Below are 16,565 nucleotides of genomic sequence, written 5' to 3' on the forward strand. Positions count from 1 at the left end.
TGACCGGAAAGCCGTCGTCCTTCGCCCGTGAGGTAAGTCCGGTGATACCGGTTCCAATGAAAGCTTTGTGCCTAGGTCAATGAATGTGCAATTTGCCCCGGACGCAGTCTCGGCGGACGACTCAGCAGCATAAGTCATCCTCGCGTTGCCTTACATTTTTTGCCCCGTAGGCGTGGATATCTGTTTCTTATTTGATTCTATAAGCGCCGTCCTGGCAGACATTGGCGAGCACCCAGCGAAGCAATGACGGCTCGGTTCAGACACCGTGCACCAACGATTCTGGAATCAGCGGATGAACTCAATGGAATTTCTAACGGCTATTTGTCCCTCTAGGCCAGACGTACACTCCGCTTTATCTGCAAATACATACATTGCCGCCGTCGCCTCCCGTCGGGTCATATGACGAAATTAGCGGCGGAACTAAGCTCCTCCGAAATACTTCTTCTCGGCCATGAGTCGGGCCGTGCACCTTTCCCGAGACATAAGCGCCAAGCCACACAGCGCTACGAGGTGCTCGCGGAGAGACGAGGAGCAATTGAAACAACGAAACTGAGTGGGGACGCACGCATGAGCAAACTTTTTGAGAGCTACACCCTTGCCGGTCTGACGATTCCGAATCGAATTGTCATGGCACCAATGACGCGCTCGCGAGCACTCAACACCGTGGCCGACGAACAGACTGCCCTCTATTACAAACAGCGCGCAAGCGCAGGCCTCATAATTACGGAAGGCTCACAGATTTCGGTGCAGGGGCGCGGATATCTATTCACGCCGGGAATTCACACTGCCCGACAGGTCGAGGGTTGGAGGAAGGTGACGAACGCAGTTCATTCGGTGGGAGGTCGGATATTCATACAGCTATGGCATGTAGGGCGAATTTCACACACTACTCTCCAAATGGATGGGCAAAGTCCCGTATCGTCTGTAAGCCGAGCCGCCAGAGGTTGTACGGCCTATGGCTACGACGCTCACGGCTTGCCCAACGCAGTCCCGGTTAGCACACCTCGAGCCTTGACAATCCCCGAGATTGCAAGCGTTACCGGCGATTTTGTCCTCGCGTCCAAGAACGCGATGGACGCGGGCTTCGACGGAGTCGAACTCCATGGAGCGAATGGCTACCTATTTGAACAGTTCCTCAACGGTGCTACGAACACGCGCAGTGACATCTATGGCGGACCATCGATAGATAATCGTATGCGCTTCCTTCTCGAGACGGTCGACGCCGTGTCAGCGGCGATTGGGAGCGCGCGTACGGCCTTGCGCATTTCCCCGTTCGGTCGTCTCGGGGACATGGTGGCCTTCGACGACGAAGAGCTAACGTGGCTGACCGTCGCGCAAGAACTCGCGCATAGGAAGCTCGCCTACGTCCATTTGAGCGACCAGCAGACCCTCGGGCGAACGGCGATTGACAGGGGTTTTCTGCGCAAGTTTCGCGATAGCTACTCAGGTACTCTGATGCTCGCCGGAGGTTTCAGCAAGGTCGACGCGCAGAACGCGATTGACTCTGGGTTGTTGGACCTCGTTGCCTTTGGTCGCGATTTCATCTCCAATCCCGACTTGGTTGAGCGCCTTAAGAACGGATACCCGCTGGCTCCGTTCGACCGAGCGACGTTCTATCGTGGCGCATCCAACGGCTACACCGACTATCCGCGGCACGACGCCCTCTCTGCCGCCGCGCGATAAAACGTCGAACAATCTTCCAAGCGCCGTCGGCGGGCGCCGTAGCGTTGCGTTCTTAAAAAGGCGTTGAACCGCACCATTTTCCTTCACCTGAACATGACGAACTTCTTGAATTGGATGAGTGTGTTCGCAATCATCATCCTGGTACCAATCGCGTCACGTGCTGCCCCTCCCTTGTACCCGATGCCGAATTTGGACTACAAGTACACCACTCCTCAGTCGCAGCGTGGAGTGGACAGCCAGACCGGCACTCCAGGGCGCACTTTAGGACTTGAGCCGATATGTAACGACTGCCAGTTGGAGAAATTCACTGATGAATGTGTCGGCCGACTCGAAGGTCCCTCTTTTGACAGAGACGGCAACCTCTGGATGGTCAGTCCTGCCACAAGTAGCATTTTTCGCGTAACACCCGACGGACATTGCGAGGTTGTTGCCCAGACGCCGGCGCCGAATGGGACTCGCTTTTCTAGCGACGGACGACTGTTCGGAGTTGACAGCAAGATGGGAGTCTTCTGGCTGGACACGAAATCCCTGAAAGTTACCTACGTCACCAATCGCTTTGGCTACGAGAATTTCCATGGGCTTGATGACCTCTGCTTCGACAAGGCGGGCGGACTTTACCTCTCGGACGCTTACGGCTCCAGTATCTTGCACCCGCAAGGTCAATTGTTCTATTTGACGGCCGACGGCACCGTGCGAAAGCTCATTTCGGGTGGCCTGGCGTTTCCGAACGGGGTCGCCCTGTCGCCCGATGAGCGCACCCTTTATATCGATGACTGGTCATCAAACCGCGTGATAGCGGTGCCAGTAAAGGCCCCAGGCGAACTTGATGTCGACGCCGCGTGGGTCTTCGCGTATCTGAATGGCGGACGTGGCCCTGACAGCCTCATAGTCGATGCCCAGGGCAACCTCTATATCGCTCACTATGGGGCCGGGGAAGTCATTGTTATGGACCCGCATGGATTCTATTACGGGGCGATTCGACTCCCGCCCGGCGCCGGCATGGTCCCGTCAAATGTCGCTATCCACGAAGGCTTTCTTTACATCACTGAAATGGACCAGCACACCGTTTGGCGCCTTCGAACCAATATTCCGGCGGGAAGCCACTGATGGCAAATGAACAAACCCGTTGTCGTAGCCGAAGACACTTCGAAGGCGGCAGTCACGCGTTCACGGCGGGGTCTGCCGCCCACCACGGACGTGCAATCCGTTCAGAATCGGTGTATCAGGCCCGCGACCGCAAGGTCCTGGTGATTGTTCGATGACGGTGAAGTGATTCCACCAATCTGCGCTACCGCAGGCTTTCCGAGGGAGTTGGTGCCATTCGCCCTTTGGTATGCGACCAACCCGTACACCGCCGTCCGTTTCGAAAGCGAGTAAATCATGGAGCTAACGAACAATTGATAGTGGGCGCCTCCGCTATCATTTGCCCCGCTGTCCTTAGTATAGCTGTAAGCGTTACCCCAAAAGAGCGCAGGGGTGATTTGATAGGTTACGTTCACTTCACCGGTGTTGAAGACGGCCTCCCCTCGATACGTCGCAGCCGTACCTGTCGTAACACCGCCTACGGACCCGAGTCCGCTGAACTGCACGTTGCTGTAGACCAATGACAACCTCGCGGGTCCGAACGTATAACCGGCGCCAGCAACAAATATCTGATTCGATGATGCTGATGCGTAACCGGAGAAGATGACGTTGGAAATGTTGCTGCCCGTCTGACTGTCGTTCGGCTTGCTTCCCCACAACGAAAAGTTCGGGTTCTGTGCGAACCCGTATCCTACTCCGGCCGCTATCGGTCCGTTTTCGTATCCCAATGCAATATCGTAGATGCCGTTCTGCGATACACTTCCCGGCTTTCCACCGAAACTATATAAACCGACTGCGGTGAATCCGGCAATCTTTGGACTCTGGTATTTGATGGAGTTGTTGATAACATTCGCACCGTCCAGGTTGTCAATGTCGCCAACGTGGGTGCCGTAGCCTCCTCCTGTCGATGCCCAGGTGCCACCGGCGGGTAGTTGCAGCAGGCCCGTGATTACCGTGTAGGTAGACTGATTCTGTCGTCCGAGTGTCACCGTGCCATACGTGTCGTTTGCCAGTCCAACGTATGCCGCTCGCCCAAATAGCGCTCCGTTTTGCCCTAACGCTCCGGTTGCTGCATTAAACCCATTCTCAAGCCGAAATACCGCCTTCGTTTGTGCTCCCAAACCCTCTTCGCCGATAAGGCCAAAACGCCCACCTTTCTGCCCTCCGCTCTTCATCTGAATCTGCGATTTACCATTCACGTTGTTCGTGTACAGCATGCCTAGGTCAACAACTCCGTAAAGCGTTACGCTGTTTTGCGCGTACGCGTAAAGAGGAAGAGTGGTTACCAAAAGCAGGGCATAAGTAGAATGTCGTCTCATGTTTTTATAACACTACTGAATTTATTTGTTCGCATCGGTACAGCGCTAACATCAGTCACCTATGGAAGGCAGATGAACGAGGGATAATGTGTCGCGGCTCTCGCTGGTGAAGCTCGGTCGGGTCGGGCGGCGTTGCCGCCACGCCCACTTGCTCGCAATACGTCATCAAGCCCAATCGACGACAACAACTTCATGCTCGAGCAATCGATTCAACTCGAAAACGAGATATCCTGACTCGCGGCGAGCTTCGATACCGCCGCCGGCCACTCGGAGCATCACTTTATATTGCGCGCAGTCATTGACCAATGGAGCCTTCAATCGAATCAACAGCGGACCGATTGGGATTGAACCTCCGTGTCGCCCTGGAATTTTGGAGACTTCAAGACGATTGATAAGGTGAAGAATCTGTCGGTTGCCTTGTACGAAAAGAGTGGGACTGACAAATCCGTGCCCGTGCTCGATTTCTACGGTGGATGGGCCTCGCAACGACCATTTCAGCGCGTTACCGAGAAGCACGCCGTGGTCCGGTTGTTCATCGCGACTGAAGCAGCGGTCCAGGTCTCCCATCAACCAGATGAGCTTTCCGCCGGACGGATGCTCACGAACCGAGACGGCCGGCACTTTCGTGACAGGCGTGCGCATCCACGAGGTTTCCGGTGGGTAAATTGGAAACGCTGGAATGAACGTAGCAAGTACGGTAACGTCATCCTCGACGCTCGTCAGCGGTAGGTACCCACCGAAAGGGAGGATGTCTGTCTCGTCCAGTCCGGCTAGAATCGGGTGGCGAACACTGCGCTCAGTGGGCGCAGTGGCATCAGCGGGCCCGTAGTGGAACGCGCGCAGTTCAGGCGACAACCGTAGATAGGTGTGCCTGCCGCTCACTTCATAGAACGGGTCTGCCTTCTCCATCGCTCCTTCGTGCCCGTCCATTCGATGAACGCCGAAGAGCCCTGACAGACCGAAGTCTTCTCGCGCTTCTCCATGTTCGTCCATCAAGCTTGTATCCCCCGTTGCAATTAGAGAGCCGCCGTTTTGGACAAACGAATTCAGAGCATCTACGTGGGCCTGCGACATCACTGCCACATTCGGCAGTACAAGTGTGCGGAGTCTTCCTGATGCGTTCGCAATGTCGTCAAGGTGAATAGGTAGATATGTGAGGGCCGCCGCTTCTAGCGCCTTGATGACTCCGCGATACGGTTGCATAGTGCGGTCTTGAGCATTGTCGCGTCCGTATAGGTCGTGGTTCTCATGGGACCAAACGACGCCGACGTCTGCTTGCGGCGCTCGATTAAGCAGCACGTCCTCATTCTCGGCATACCAGCGGAGAACCGGTTCTGCAGTTGTGTATTGACGGCGGTCATCGTGCGCTGCACCGATGTGATGCCACCACGGTTGAATCCCCCCAGCGAAAGCTGAGAAGGACCAGAGGCGAGTCTCGTCCTTTGGCATAGCGGCGAGGCGAAAAGTCGGAACGCCGACCATGTACTGCGGCATGCTCTCGGGAATCAGTTTGTCCCACCCACCGAGCTCGTGAAGACGCTTGCCGGCCTCCGTGTTTTGCTCGAAGCTGTCAAGCGGTGTGCGATGCTGATGGTCAAGCATCACAATCTTTGCTTCCGCCAAAATCGACCTTAGGTCGTTAAACCGCTGGCTGTTCACAAGCAGATTGCCGCTAAGCATCCCGTTCCAAAGACAATCAGCTCCCCCCGAACGAATGGTCGTCAGATTGTTCTCTCGCCAGAGCTCGGTTCGACGTTCGTAGTTCCAGCGAATCCAGAGCCGGTAGCCTTCATCGTCCCAGTTGGCTGCAAGCGGGAGGGTGCGGCCGCCGGAAAATTTCGAGTATCCCGCCCGGCAGTACCGGCAATAACAGATATGCTCGCGAGGCAGGCCGGCCCAGCTGTTGTCAGCAAGTCCGTCGGGCTTATATCGCTGGATAATCTCTTCGATGATTTGAGGAAGATACTCTGAGTAGTACGGTGAATTTATGCACGTCACGTACTTGTCAGATAGTCGATACGGCTTTCCGTCACGGTCAACACAAATCCAATCCGGATGCTCGCCATAAAACTCTTCGGCCACTCGATTCGAATCCATGCGGGCGATAACTGCGAGTCCTTGTTCCCTCGCAGCTGAAACGATTTCCCCGAATAAGTCACGGTTACCCAACGTTTCCGCTCGACGGTGCAACGGGAACTCCGACGGGTAATAGGCAACAATTCCGCCTCCATTAACGATTACGCCCTGAATCTCAGTTCTGCGCCAATGTTGTCTCCACCATTCGGCGTCGTATCGCGTCGGGTCAATTTCAACTAGATTCGTTTGCCCCCATCGCCGGGTGGTTTTATACCAAGGTTGGTCAGCCATTTTAGTTCCAAATAGTTGATGAAGAGATGAACGTCAAAGGCAGGTTCGAACGCCGAGTCCGGTCGTGGTCCTCTGGTAGACAAGCGTGCAAAGCCCGTCCGCTGCACGCCTTGCGAGGTGGAGTCGGCCAGAGGTTTTACCTTCGATGGTGGCGCCGCCGTGCCTCGAGTCAGTGCTTATTCGACGCGCTTACCACTTGCTCTATTGAAGCCTCGTCGATTGCCTTTGTCACGAAGCGGAACATCACCAATGCGCCGAGTAGCGCTAGCGCTGAGCCTAGAAGGAAGCTCGTCTTGAATGAGCCAGTCATATCAACAGACCAGCCCGTGACGAGCGGCGAGATGGAGGCTCCGATGTACACCGCGAAGTTTATCAATGTGATTGCCGAAGCTACGATACGCTTGGGGTACAGCACCGAGCCAGCCGCCCATAGTGCTGTGGTGATTACCATACACAGGCAGAAAGCACAGGAACTAAAGACGATAGCGATTGCAGGAGTCTTAGCGAAGGCAAAGCCGAGCGTAGACAGAGACAAGGCGAGGGTTCCAATTGCAATAGGCGATTTGCAGCTGGCGAGAGGGGTTGCGCCGCGTCGCTTCTGATGGTCGAGCCAGAGACCGCCCAGAAATGAACCGAAGATGCCGCAGAGAAATGGAATCGAAGCGAACAGTCCTGTCTTGGCGACAGTCATGTGAAATTCCGTTTCAAGAAACAACGGCATCCAACCAACGTACAGCCAGCTGACCCAACCAAGCGTAAGTGCTCCAAACATAAGCGCCCATGTCGTCGGAAAGCGGTATAGCGCTCTCCAGTGCTTGAATGTAATCGGGTCAGTCGATGCTGCCGGCTCATCTTGAGAGACGAGAGTCCGCTCTTCATCGCTCAACTTTGCCTTTTCGACATCGCGATAAACTGCATAGTAGACAATCGCGACGACGATTCCGATGAGGCCCATCCCCACGAACATCATGCGCCAGCCGAAGTGAACCATCAGCGCTGTCAAAACAAGAGGTGCGATGAAAGGCCCGACTGAACCTCCGGACGTGTAAATCGCCCAGGCGAGCCCGCGGCTACGCAGTGGAATCCATGTCGTCACAGCTTTCGCGTTTGCTGGCGCATTCGGGGCCTCGGTGACGCCCAGCAAAAATCTGGATGCGAACATCTGGCTGAATCCCGTAACGACGCCTCCGGCTAGTTGCGCAAGCGACCAGAAGAAAATCGCGAAACTAGCGATTTTCCGCACGCCATGGCGGTCGATAACGTACCCTGCTGGTATATTGCAAACAGCGTACGCGATGGACCATATTGACAATAGTGCTCCGATTTGAGTCGCTGACAGGCCTAAGTCGGAGCGAATGTGTATGGCCGCGATACTGAGTGTCGCGCGGTCCATATTCTTGAGAATGCTTGTAAGAAGGGCGAGTCCCACAAACGTTATCTGCAACCGTTTGACCCGTCGGCCCCCGTCGGCAGTCGCCTTCCCTCGGCTTTGCTGTGCTATGTCCATGTTGTGCCGTGTCTCCGATTTGCGCCCTTTTCGGACATCGTTTCTAAGTGGCGGATTTGCCTGAGACTTACTCGCCTTTAGCGCTGAAGGAATTCGGCCGCCAATAATGACCGTGACCTTGTTTTCAGCCTTTGAACACGCCGTTGACGCGGAAGTCTCGCCTGCCATCGACCATGCCCGAGTATATGGCGGCGTTATCCCACGCAGGAAAGACGAACTTCACCTACCGGGTATAAATCGGCTTTATATCGGTTAAAACCTGAGGGCGGAAGCGCAGAGCCTTCCGTGGTGCTGGCATGACGGACGCACGGCCCCACCCTCAACGGCTCCTTCTACGGTTCAGCGGCTATCGTCGTCGCCGCGCAGGCACCTTCGAGCCTGCGCGGCTCGGTGAAATGCGGACGACGGCCCCTCCGAAATGTGGATGCCTCTCGCCAGCACTTCCAGGCCGCCTCGCAGCTGTTCGTGCACGTAGCGTCTCACGCGGCGCGTACCCCGACCAGCGCATCGCTCGCTTGGAGGTCTTCGATGAGTTGCACCACCGTCTCCCGTATTACGTGCGCGGCTGCAAGCGTCGGGATGGAATTGTTCCAGCACAGGCTGGCGGTGCGAGTCATCTCGGGCTCGATAATCTTCCTGATAGGCGTGGACGGGGCGAATCGGCAATTGGCGAGAGCTGATGCGGCGAACATTGCGCACGCATCACCCGCCTCGGCGATGTTGACAAGTGTCGCTATCGAATCGATGTCCGCGACGACGTTAAGCGCGACATCGGCCTCTGAGAACGTGCGCTCAAGAAGCAGTCGCAAGCCGTTCTCTGGCCCAGGCGCGACGATGGGCACCATCTCGAGTGCTCGAAGGGGGCAAGTCGTTTCATCGATTTTTAGCTCACTGAGCTGGTGCCCCACCACGTAGAAGCTCTCGTGGAAGAGCGGCTCGCCGGACACGCCAAAGCTGTCGGACTCCCTGAACATGACGGCCAAGTCAAGGCGGCCCTCGACAAGGAGCTCATTGATACGAGAGGTAATACTCTCGTATATTTGCAAGCGGATTCCCGGGTACGTCTTTTTGACACGGCGAAATAGCGGAGCCGCAAGAATCGCCCCGACGGTCGCAGGGAAGCCTATCGAAACTGTCCCTGATTCTCCGCCTGTGCCGCCCTTAACTTCCTTTCGGATGAGCTCCATGCTTCGCAACACGTCTCGCGCGAGTCGGTAAAGCGTTTTGCCAGCCTCGGTCGGCACCACGCCTTGGGGGCTGCGAATGAGCAACTGTACGCCCAAGTCCTTCTCGAGATTCAGAATCTGCTGGCTTAAAGAAGGCTGCGACACGAAGAGGCGCTCCGCCGCCTTTGAGAGGCTGCGGGAGTCAACAATTGCGACGAAGTGTTTTAGTTGCCTGACGTCCATGACAAGGTTCCTGAACCGGTTTAATCGCTGGCGTTGCACTGGCCGTTACTGTACGCCTTTGATTGAGGCAGAAAGGAAGAGTGAGTTCGATGGGCCGAGTTGTCACATCTCGAAGCTTGGTCGAGCGCTAGCCGTCCAACAACGGCCCAGGCGCCGGGCTAGGAGTTACCTGATGAGTGACTGGCGGCAAGCGGCGCGTCGAACGCGTCTCGCGCAGCTTGCAGCTTAGGCATCGCGGCGGCCAGTCTTGCCAGCACCAAGGTTGACGGAGCGCCGCCCGCGTCGTGGAAGTGCTCAGCGAACCCGGCCGAGCCGACCTGGGCTTCGCGAGCGGCTTCCGCGATACCTGCCACCGCTGCGGCCTCTTCATCCCGTTTTTCGATTGGTTGCATGTGTATTGCTTGGAATTTGGCTTGCTGCACGAGCGACGCCTCTCGCAAATGCTACGCCGCGCCTGTCGCCCTTGCTCGAAGAGGAACTGCAGCACGGAACTGCGGGCATAAGGGACCGTTGGATGCCGCACAATCTACATGCCTCGCTGTCACGTGAGCAATGCATCTGTATCTGTCTCGTTCCGAGAAAGAGGCGTACATCGCGAGTTACATAACGCAAAATCTTCCCTTACATTCGGTACTTTTTTGAGCGTCCAAAAATCTTCCCAGATGGCAGCCGCTTTTTATTGTCTGTCATGCGCATCAAATCTGGTTATACATACTGCCGACCGCAGTGCTGTGAGGTCCTTTAGAACAGCAGCGTGAAGCAGCGGACGAACGGAAGGTGCACATTGAGTGCGCTCCATTGGATTTAACCGAATGTGGCTGATATTGATGAACGACGCGACAATTTTTGGTGGAAGTGATGAGCTTTTTCAGTTCGGCACCTTACTTCCGGTTTGGACTTTCAGGCCAAGGCCAGAACAAACCTGTGGCTTGCCCGACGAAACTCCCGTGCTGACCTGCGCGGTGACGAACAAGGAGGCCGACTGTCTCGAGACGGAGCGTTCCGATTCACATTTCACTTTCGAGTGGGTCAGGACTGACGACTTTATTAGTTTGAATATCTGCCTGCATCTCGGACACACGCGGGTGTACTGGGTCGTTGATATCAGCGACCCCGAAGTTTATGAGGCAATCGAGTTGTGGAAACGCGCCGGCAAAGTTCCTATCGCATTTTTCGTTCGCGAGGGTGAAGTCCGGCGTCAGCTCTATCACGTTGCACTTATGCCTCCATTCAACCCGGAGGTTGGCGCGCACTGGTCTGACGCGCGCCATAAACCGACCGAGCGCAGATGGGAGGCGATGACCGTTTTGCTCGACACGTGGCGCCGATTGCCTTACATAACCAAAGTCATCGTTGGTACGCCGCTGCGGCATGCTCTCGGGAATGTTCTGCTGACGAAGCGCTGGGAGCGGCTCGCACGCGAAGGCATCATCACCAATTCAACGAAAACGATGCGCGAGGAATTCTCGGATTAGCCTCCCGCGTGCCATCATTTGCGCTTCCGACTGTGACACACATTCTCCTCGTTTGGGCATGTCGTGAATGGCACTCGCAGGCCCCTCGATGACACCAATCGTGGTCGCGCTGGCTCCAAGAGCGACCACGAGGAACATGGGCAACGGGCTATGGATGATTTCGGATGAAATATCCATGAACAGGCTGACACAACCAAGCACCCACACTGCGAGGAATTTTTCGGAGGACACTGCCCCGCTGTTCAGACTGCATCAAATCCATACCCCTCAATGAGCGAGTACAATTCTGTCTTGACCTGTCGCCGTGCCAGGTCGTTACCCACTCGATGGCGCCGATGGTCGGTCATCTCTTCCTCGCGCGACTTTCATCTAGCGCACGGAAACACCTGACGCGCGATGTGGCCTTGCCATCGAAAGCAATTACGTCAATGCACGGCGACTTGACTGCCATAGTCAGCCGGGCGCTTGCGAAGGTTGCACTTCAACGGTGACATGCGACAGCCCCTTGAATCGCTCAAGCACCGCGTGATAGAAGCGCGAATTACGCCGGGGTTCCCGTGTCTCCACTGACACCACGGCGCTCATGTGTCCAGGACCCACCCGCCATACATGCAGGTCGACGACCTTGTCGCCGCGGTCCTCGACAGCAGCACGGACGTTTCCTGCCATGCGCCGGTCGGGATTAATGTCGAGAAGAATTGCACCGGTGTCCCGCATCAAGCCGTAGGACCAGTTGGCAATCACGAGCGCACCAATGACGCCCGCCAAGAGTCCATCCATAACCAGCCGAACGCCAGCACCAGCACCAGCACCAGCACCAGCACCAGCCCGATGATAGCCAGCACGGAGACCGCCGCATCTGCCATCACGTGAATGTAGGCCGACCGGATGTTGTGGTCTCGGGTCGCTGCCTCATGCGCGTCGTCGTGGTGCTCATGTTGTTCAAATTCGACTTCGTGCTCGCCGTCCGGCATTCGCACGATGGCTTTGAAGGCGTGCGGCTCAGGAATGTATTCCTTCGATTCCAGATAGCCGCCACGGTCAGCCAGCGCGAATACCTGTAGCGTCCCGTCGGGTCGGACCGTGGTGACGGACGTCACAGAAGCGTCCAGGGTTGAACCACTCGTCGCCGGCGCAATCCGGAAAACGGGCGGCGCTCCATCCTCGAAGATGGAAACGACAAACACACCGGAGGGCGCGAAAAACCTTGTGCACCTCGTCTTCGTGAGCATGGTCGTCGTGACCATGACTATGGCCGTGACTATGACCGTGGCTGGGTCCGTGGTCGCCGCCGCTTAGCAGCCACACGCTTGTGAGGTTGACCAGCAAGCCGACCACAGCGATAAGAATCGCTTCGCTAAAGTGTATGGGTACCGGCGACAGAAAACGCGACACCGCCTCGTACCCAATCAGCAAAGCAATCATCGCAAGCACGATGGCACTCGTGAACCCTGCAAGGTCACCGAGCTTGCCGGTACCGAACACGAAGCGGGAGTCGGTGGCGTGCTTGCGCGCGTAGGTGTATGCCAGCGCTGCAATCAGCATCGCGCCAGCATGCGTCGACATACGCAAGCCGTCGGCGACAAGCGCGAGCGAGCCGAACATACTGCCGCCAACGATTTCAATCAGCATCATCGCGCTGCACAGCGCAATCACAGCCCATGTCTTGCGCTCGTTCTTTTCATGGCCGGCACCCAGTAAGATGTGGTCATGTCCTGCGCCGAACGCGGCGCTTTTGAAATCACTCATTTTTTGACTCTATTTGAAATAGCTGTGAACAACTTCGATGAGTTGTTCCGTTGCGCTGCCACCGTGGTCCTCACCGTTATGCGCGAGTCAGTTTCCGTGTCGACGCTCCTTGCGTTGCGTTGCGCGACACTGCTCGACGTTGGCATGGTCAGCGAACGCCCTAAGGCGAACGGCTGGCGGTCAACGCTGTCTCAAGGAGCGACCAACGATGTTTCAGCGCGGCGGTTTCTCAGCGGATGCGCTCGCTAGTCATCGGTCGCAGCCGGTAGCATTTCCCGCGTGCGCTTCATGACCCACTCCACCTCTGGCTGCGAAAAGTCCCATTCGCCAGTGTCGACCTTCAATCTCACGCCTTTCTCGGCCCGCGCCAATGCCACGTCGGGAGACAGACCGGAGCTGACAATCTTTCGCGACGCATACGCGGATAGCTGACTAGCAAGGTCCTCACATGCGTCATAGCGTACCCGCAGCTGCTCTTCAGTGAGACCGCTGAGATAGCGCCCGTCGACTTCGCGAACGAGAAGTTTCGGTTGAACCCCGGTTACAGAACCTAGGTCCGGCTCTCTCGGAAAATCATCAGGCACACGTCGGTCCGTCATTTCGTCCTCTATAGCTGTGGCAGTTGCCGAGTCGGTCTGACCATTGGACACGGCTCGTGTGTCGTCGCGCCGCTCGCGAATTCGCTCAGCAGAGCGCGAACACATGGCGTCCGAGTTGTATCCACACTATGCGGTTGGCTATGCACGTAGGTACCACTCGCCAGAGCCGTAAATCCTGTTCCGTGTATCAATGTCACGCTTGTAGCCGAGCTCCTTCACGAAGCCCAGCGACTTCAGCACTTCGCGGGCGCGCATGAGGTCCTGCCTATCGGCCCAGTCACGTGTGTAGACGCAGATGACGTGCCCATCGCGGCCAATGCTGCGCAGAGCGGTGGACACTTTGGCACACAATAGTTTATCTTCCTCTACGGCGACTCTAACTTTGGTCCATGCTAGGTCGACATCAGATGAAGGCACAAAAATGCACCACTTGCCTGTCGTCGGACTCGAGAAACATATGCCGCAGCTAAGGGATTTGCTCACGTGCCATGACCGGCTGAGGTCTTCGGATGGTCTCTCTGCAGCCCGAGACATTCGCTCGCCGATGGACCGCTCACTTTGTGTGGTCATATGCTGGTTCGTTCCGTCGGAGAAATTCAGCCTCGTTCCTCGCACCTCCGAGTTTCGTATCTCGTAGGCCGGACACGAGGTCCGGGAATAGCGACTCTCTCGCGCGCTCGCGACGCAGCTCGCGTCTTTGAACCTGTTTCGCCGTGAGAGATTTGACACGCGAACGCAGCCTCATGAGCTCGGCCCGCGTTCGTCCGTCCACTTTGACAGGTATGCCACCGGCACAACCCGAGTAAGCCATACGCCGTTATCCGAGCGGGAGAAGGTGTAGCCATCCGCATACATTTGCGCGGCAGCCACGACGAGTACCAATGGCGGACCGTGGCGAGCACCTACCCGCGCTGCCGTATCGACATCCGTGCTCAGATGCACAGCGTGCCTTGTCCTAGGCGTCAACCCCTCTTTCGAAATATTTGCCCAGTTGCTCCAAGCGGTCCCGTGATAAAGAATCGCTGGAGGCACCATCTCGGCATATCCAAGGTCCACCTCGACAGAGTGGCCTTGCGCCGCGCGTATTCGCGTTCCATCTGGCGAAAGCGAAAAGCGTTTTTTATCGCTCGTAGCGATGACCGCCAGAATGACGTCTCTAGTCACTATCGGCAGTGTTCTCAGTCGCTTTGATGCGCCCGCAGTACGCGCAGTACGTTCGATAGCGCGTATGAGGTCGTCAACGGATACCCAGCCATGACTGTCGAGCTGAATGCCAATCATCTCGGGTTCGTGTCGCAAAACCTTCGAAAGAAGTCTGCTTATCGCGATGTGGTCAGCCGCGATGTGGGTATCAGTATTTAGCGTCGGTACCATGAAGAAATATCCTTCTCAGCGTCTCTCGCGTTGCTTCGCCTGGCACAGCTCCAGCTCTTTGCTGAGCTCATCTATCTGCACTTGCATGCCAGACGCTCGTCGGAGGAGTTGCCCGACCCTGTACCAATATGCGTATCCCAAATCTCCGCTCTCCAAGCCGAGTTCGTGGAACTTTTGAAGTGCAATCAATCGAGTTCATTTTCCGTAGGCATGTTGCTCTCTTAAGTTAACGAAGCATGACGCTGGTCGCAACGACCGCCTTTGTGGCTTCTTGGGCGATTGTCGACAGTGGTCTCGGTCGCCTTTTCCCACCTGATTTGGCGTCCGACTCAGCTAGTCGTATTCGGCTCATTTTTCGTCAGCTGTTGAGGCTTGGTACCTCTTTACCGCAGCACGCTGGTCGCTTTGAAATTTCAGCGCTGACGCTTTCGTCACGAATCGGTTGTTCCCCGTCTTGTGGTGAAGCTTGAGTCGTCCTTGCTCAAGCAGCTTTACAACATATCGACGTGAAACGAATAGCAGCTTCGCCGCTTCACCGGTGGACATGAAAGCGTTGGCGTCAGCCTGCCGCGAGTTCGCAACGTCCTCCGCCGCTTTCAGCACCGGCTTGACCTTGTTAATCGCGAGAAATTGGAGCGGCGTCGAACCAGCAAGCGCCTCTGTTGGTGTGGTAAAGAAATCCCACCTGTCCCAACCTGACGTGTCACCAAGGCTACGTATCACCTTCGTGAAGTCGTTGTGATGAATCAACGGGGAGAGAAAGAATCCGGGGATGTAAACCGCTCCTTCGAGCTCGACGCTAAAGACCTTATCCGAAGCCAGCGATTTCCTGAGTTGCTTCTCTGTGACATCTGCAGCCCCGAGGTAGTCGTCCATTCGCACCAACTTCCCGTTACGCACGAGGTCATAGGATTCGGAATGTGCCGACACGCCCTGCAACGCATCCTCGCTTTCAGATGTTCTCAGCGTCCTTTTACTGCTAGCGCCCTTGCGTAGCTTAGCGACCTCGTCACGCATCAAAGGGAGGTCTAGGTTCAGTGTCGTCGACACTCCGATGACTTCCCACAGGCGATTCTTAAACATCCGTCCGAGCTGCTCGTCGGACAGTTCGAGAAGCGCGTTCCAGCCTTTAGGGTCGACCAACAGGGCAGCGACAACTGCACAATCAATCAAGTGGTCTATCTGTGCAAGCCGCGTCTCTTCGAGCAAGGGAGCGGCTCGTCTTTGACGGGACGGCCGCGGCCTTGCTACTTTCTTGGTCGTGATTCGATTCATGGCGGCGAGAGTTAGTTTGAGAACGTACCGCTCAGGCGTCGCCGCGGAGCAACTAGTCAGTCCCTCGAACTCCGAAACCCGCCATCGTGTCCGACTTTTTGGCGCGCGAAGCGGCAGGCTCAGGGTCTGCGTTATGTCTCGGCTGTCGATGTCTGGGACCTTGGCGAGGCCTTCAGTTTTGCAAGTGCACGCACGGCAGCCTCCCCATACGTGTACCCATGAGCGGTAACGCCTTTTACCGTGCAGACAGCGAAACCGTCACCCACCACGAAGCTAGCACCCTGCACTTGGGCGTAGTCCAAGGCCGCAAGCATGGTGGCTTTCGGGTCCGAGGAGATGTCGACCGCGTTCATATCCCGCGCGTACACGTGCAGAGTGCGCGTGCCCGCATCAAAATGCGCAAACGCGCTTTTTGGGTCGCCCGTCACCTGGAGCCCGTCCTTTTTGCAGAGCATGAAAAGCACTTCCAGTATGTCCAGAGAATCGATGTTGGCCGCAGCGGCCGACTCCGCTATCGGTTGAGTCTCTGGAATGGTATTGCCCGCCGTAGCGTGCATGATGCTCTCCAAACGCAACATCACGGCTCTGCGCCTCGCATTACTTCTTCTGGATTCCATACCCGCCTCGTATAGCGTGAAAAGAGGTTCGTATCGCATGCCGACGACCAATCCGCCGGTGTTGAAGCGACAACACAGCGTAATGATAGACACCTTCAAATGAGATGT

12 protein-coding genes and 2 pseudogenes are annotated in these 16,565 nt (G+C 56.3%); 3 read left to right on the plus strand and 11 right to left on the minus strand.

What is annotated here, in order from left to right:
* Positions 1–627 precede the first annotated feature (627 nt).
* Complete coding sequence (locus ACEN8U_RS27240; protein WP_413658629.1) at positions 628–1,683, plus strand: alkene reductase; 1,056 nt, start codon at positions 628–630, stop codon at positions 1,681–1,683.
* A gap of 63 nt (positions 1,684–1,746) precedes the next feature.
* The gene (locus ACEN8U_RS27245) at positions 1,747–2,790 is read left to right on the plus strand and encodes an SMP-30/gluconolactonase/LRE family protein (RefSeq protein WP_413658031.1); all 1,044 of its coding nucleotides are present in this window, start codon (positions 1,747–1,749) and stop codon (positions 2,788–2,790) included.
* Between the two features lie 101 nt (positions 2,791–2,891).
* Here the strand turns inward: ACEN8U_RS27245 and ACEN8U_RS27250 are convergent, their stop codons facing one another.
* The 5 genes from ACEN8U_RS27250 to ACEN8U_RS27270 all read right to left on the minus strand — a co-directional run bounded on the left by ACEN8U_RS27250 (position 2,892) and on the right by ACEN8U_RS27270 (position 9,760).
* Positions 2,892–4,085: a porin gene (locus tag ACEN8U_RS27250; protein ID WP_413658033.1), complete on the minus strand. Its 1,194-nt coding sequence runs from the start codon at positions 4,083–4,085 to the stop codon at positions 2,892–2,894.
* 165 nt (positions 4,086–4,250) lie between these two features.
* Positions 4,251–6,452 (minus strand): alpha-amylase family protein, encoded by a 2,202-nt coding sequence (locus ACEN8U_RS27255; protein ID WP_413658035.1) that lies wholly within the window; start codon positions 6,450–6,452, stop codon positions 4,251–4,253.
* A 169-nt stretch (positions 6,453–6,621) separates the two neighbouring features.
* Positions 6,622–8,127 carry an MFS transporter gene (locus ACEN8U_RS27260; RefSeq protein ID WP_413658037.1) on the minus strand — a complete coding sequence of 502 codons (1,506 nt, stop codon included), beginning with the start codon at positions 8,125–8,127 and terminating at the stop codon, positions 6,622–6,624.
* Between the two features lie 311 nt (positions 8,128–8,438).
* Positions 8,439–9,368, minus strand: a complete 930-nt coding sequence (locus ACEN8U_RS27265; RefSeq protein ID WP_413658039.1) for a LysR substrate-binding domain-containing protein — start codon at positions 9,366–9,368, stop codon at positions 8,439–8,441.
* A gap of 158 nt (positions 9,369–9,526) precedes the next feature.
* A complete protein-coding gene (locus ACEN8U_RS27270) occupies positions 9,527–9,760 on the minus strand; it encodes a hypothetical protein (protein ID WP_413658041.1) in 234 nt (77 codons plus the stop codon).
* Positions 9,761–10,180: 420 nt separating this feature from the next.
* On the opposite strand from ACEN8U_RS27270, the gene ACEN8U_RS27275 reads away from it, so the two are divergent.
* On the plus strand, positions 10,181–10,843 hold the full coding sequence (locus tag ACEN8U_RS27275; protein WP_413658043.1) for a hypothetical protein: 663 nt from the start codon (positions 10,181–10,183) through the stop codon (positions 10,841–10,843).
* Between the two features lie 51 nt (positions 10,844–10,894).
* Here ACEN8U_RS27275 and ACEN8U_RS27280 read toward each other — a convergent pair.
* From ACEN8U_RS27280 to ACEN8U_RS27305, 6 genes and pseudogenes are all read right to left on the minus strand, one after another.
* Positions 10,895–11,096: pseudogene (locus ACEN8U_RS27280) on the minus strand (MFS transporter); the annotation flags it as partial.
* 200 nt (positions 11,097–11,296) lie between these two features.
* Positions 11,297–12,592: pseudogene (dmeF, locus tag ACEN8U_RS27285) on the minus strand (CDF family Co(II)/Ni(II) efflux transporter DmeF).
* Between the two features lie 737 nt (positions 12,593–13,329).
* Positions 13,330–13,761 carry a putative phosphothreonine lyase domain-containg protein gene (locus ACEN8U_RS27290; protein ID WP_413658045.1) on the minus strand — a complete coding sequence of 144 codons (432 nt, stop codon included), beginning with the start codon at positions 13,759–13,761 and terminating at the stop codon, positions 13,330–13,332.
* A gap of 171 nt (positions 13,762–13,932) precedes the next feature.
* A complete protein-coding gene (locus ACEN8U_RS27295; RefSeq protein ID WP_413658047.1) occupies positions 13,933–14,565 on the minus strand; it encodes an RNA 2'-phosphotransferase in 633 nt (210 codons plus the stop codon).
* Positions 14,566–14,913: 348 nt separating this feature from the next.
* Positions 14,914–15,774: an excisionase family DNA-binding protein gene (locus ACEN8U_RS27300; protein ID WP_413658049.1), complete on the minus strand. Its 861-nt coding sequence runs from the start codon at positions 15,772–15,774 to the stop codon at positions 14,914–14,916.
* Positions 15,775–15,971: 197 nt separating this feature from the next.
* Complete coding sequence (locus ACEN8U_RS27305; protein WP_413658051.1) at positions 15,972–16,457, minus strand: hypothetical protein; 486 nt, start codon at positions 16,455–16,457, stop codon at positions 15,972–15,974.
* Positions 16,458–16,565: the final 108 nt, after the last annotated feature.

This window comes from Paraburkholderia phenoliruptrix, from assembly GCF_047325075.1.
Taxonomy (GTDB): domain Bacteria; phylum Pseudomonadota; class Gammaproteobacteria; order Burkholderiales; family Burkholderiaceae; genus Paraburkholderia; species Paraburkholderia phenoliruptrix.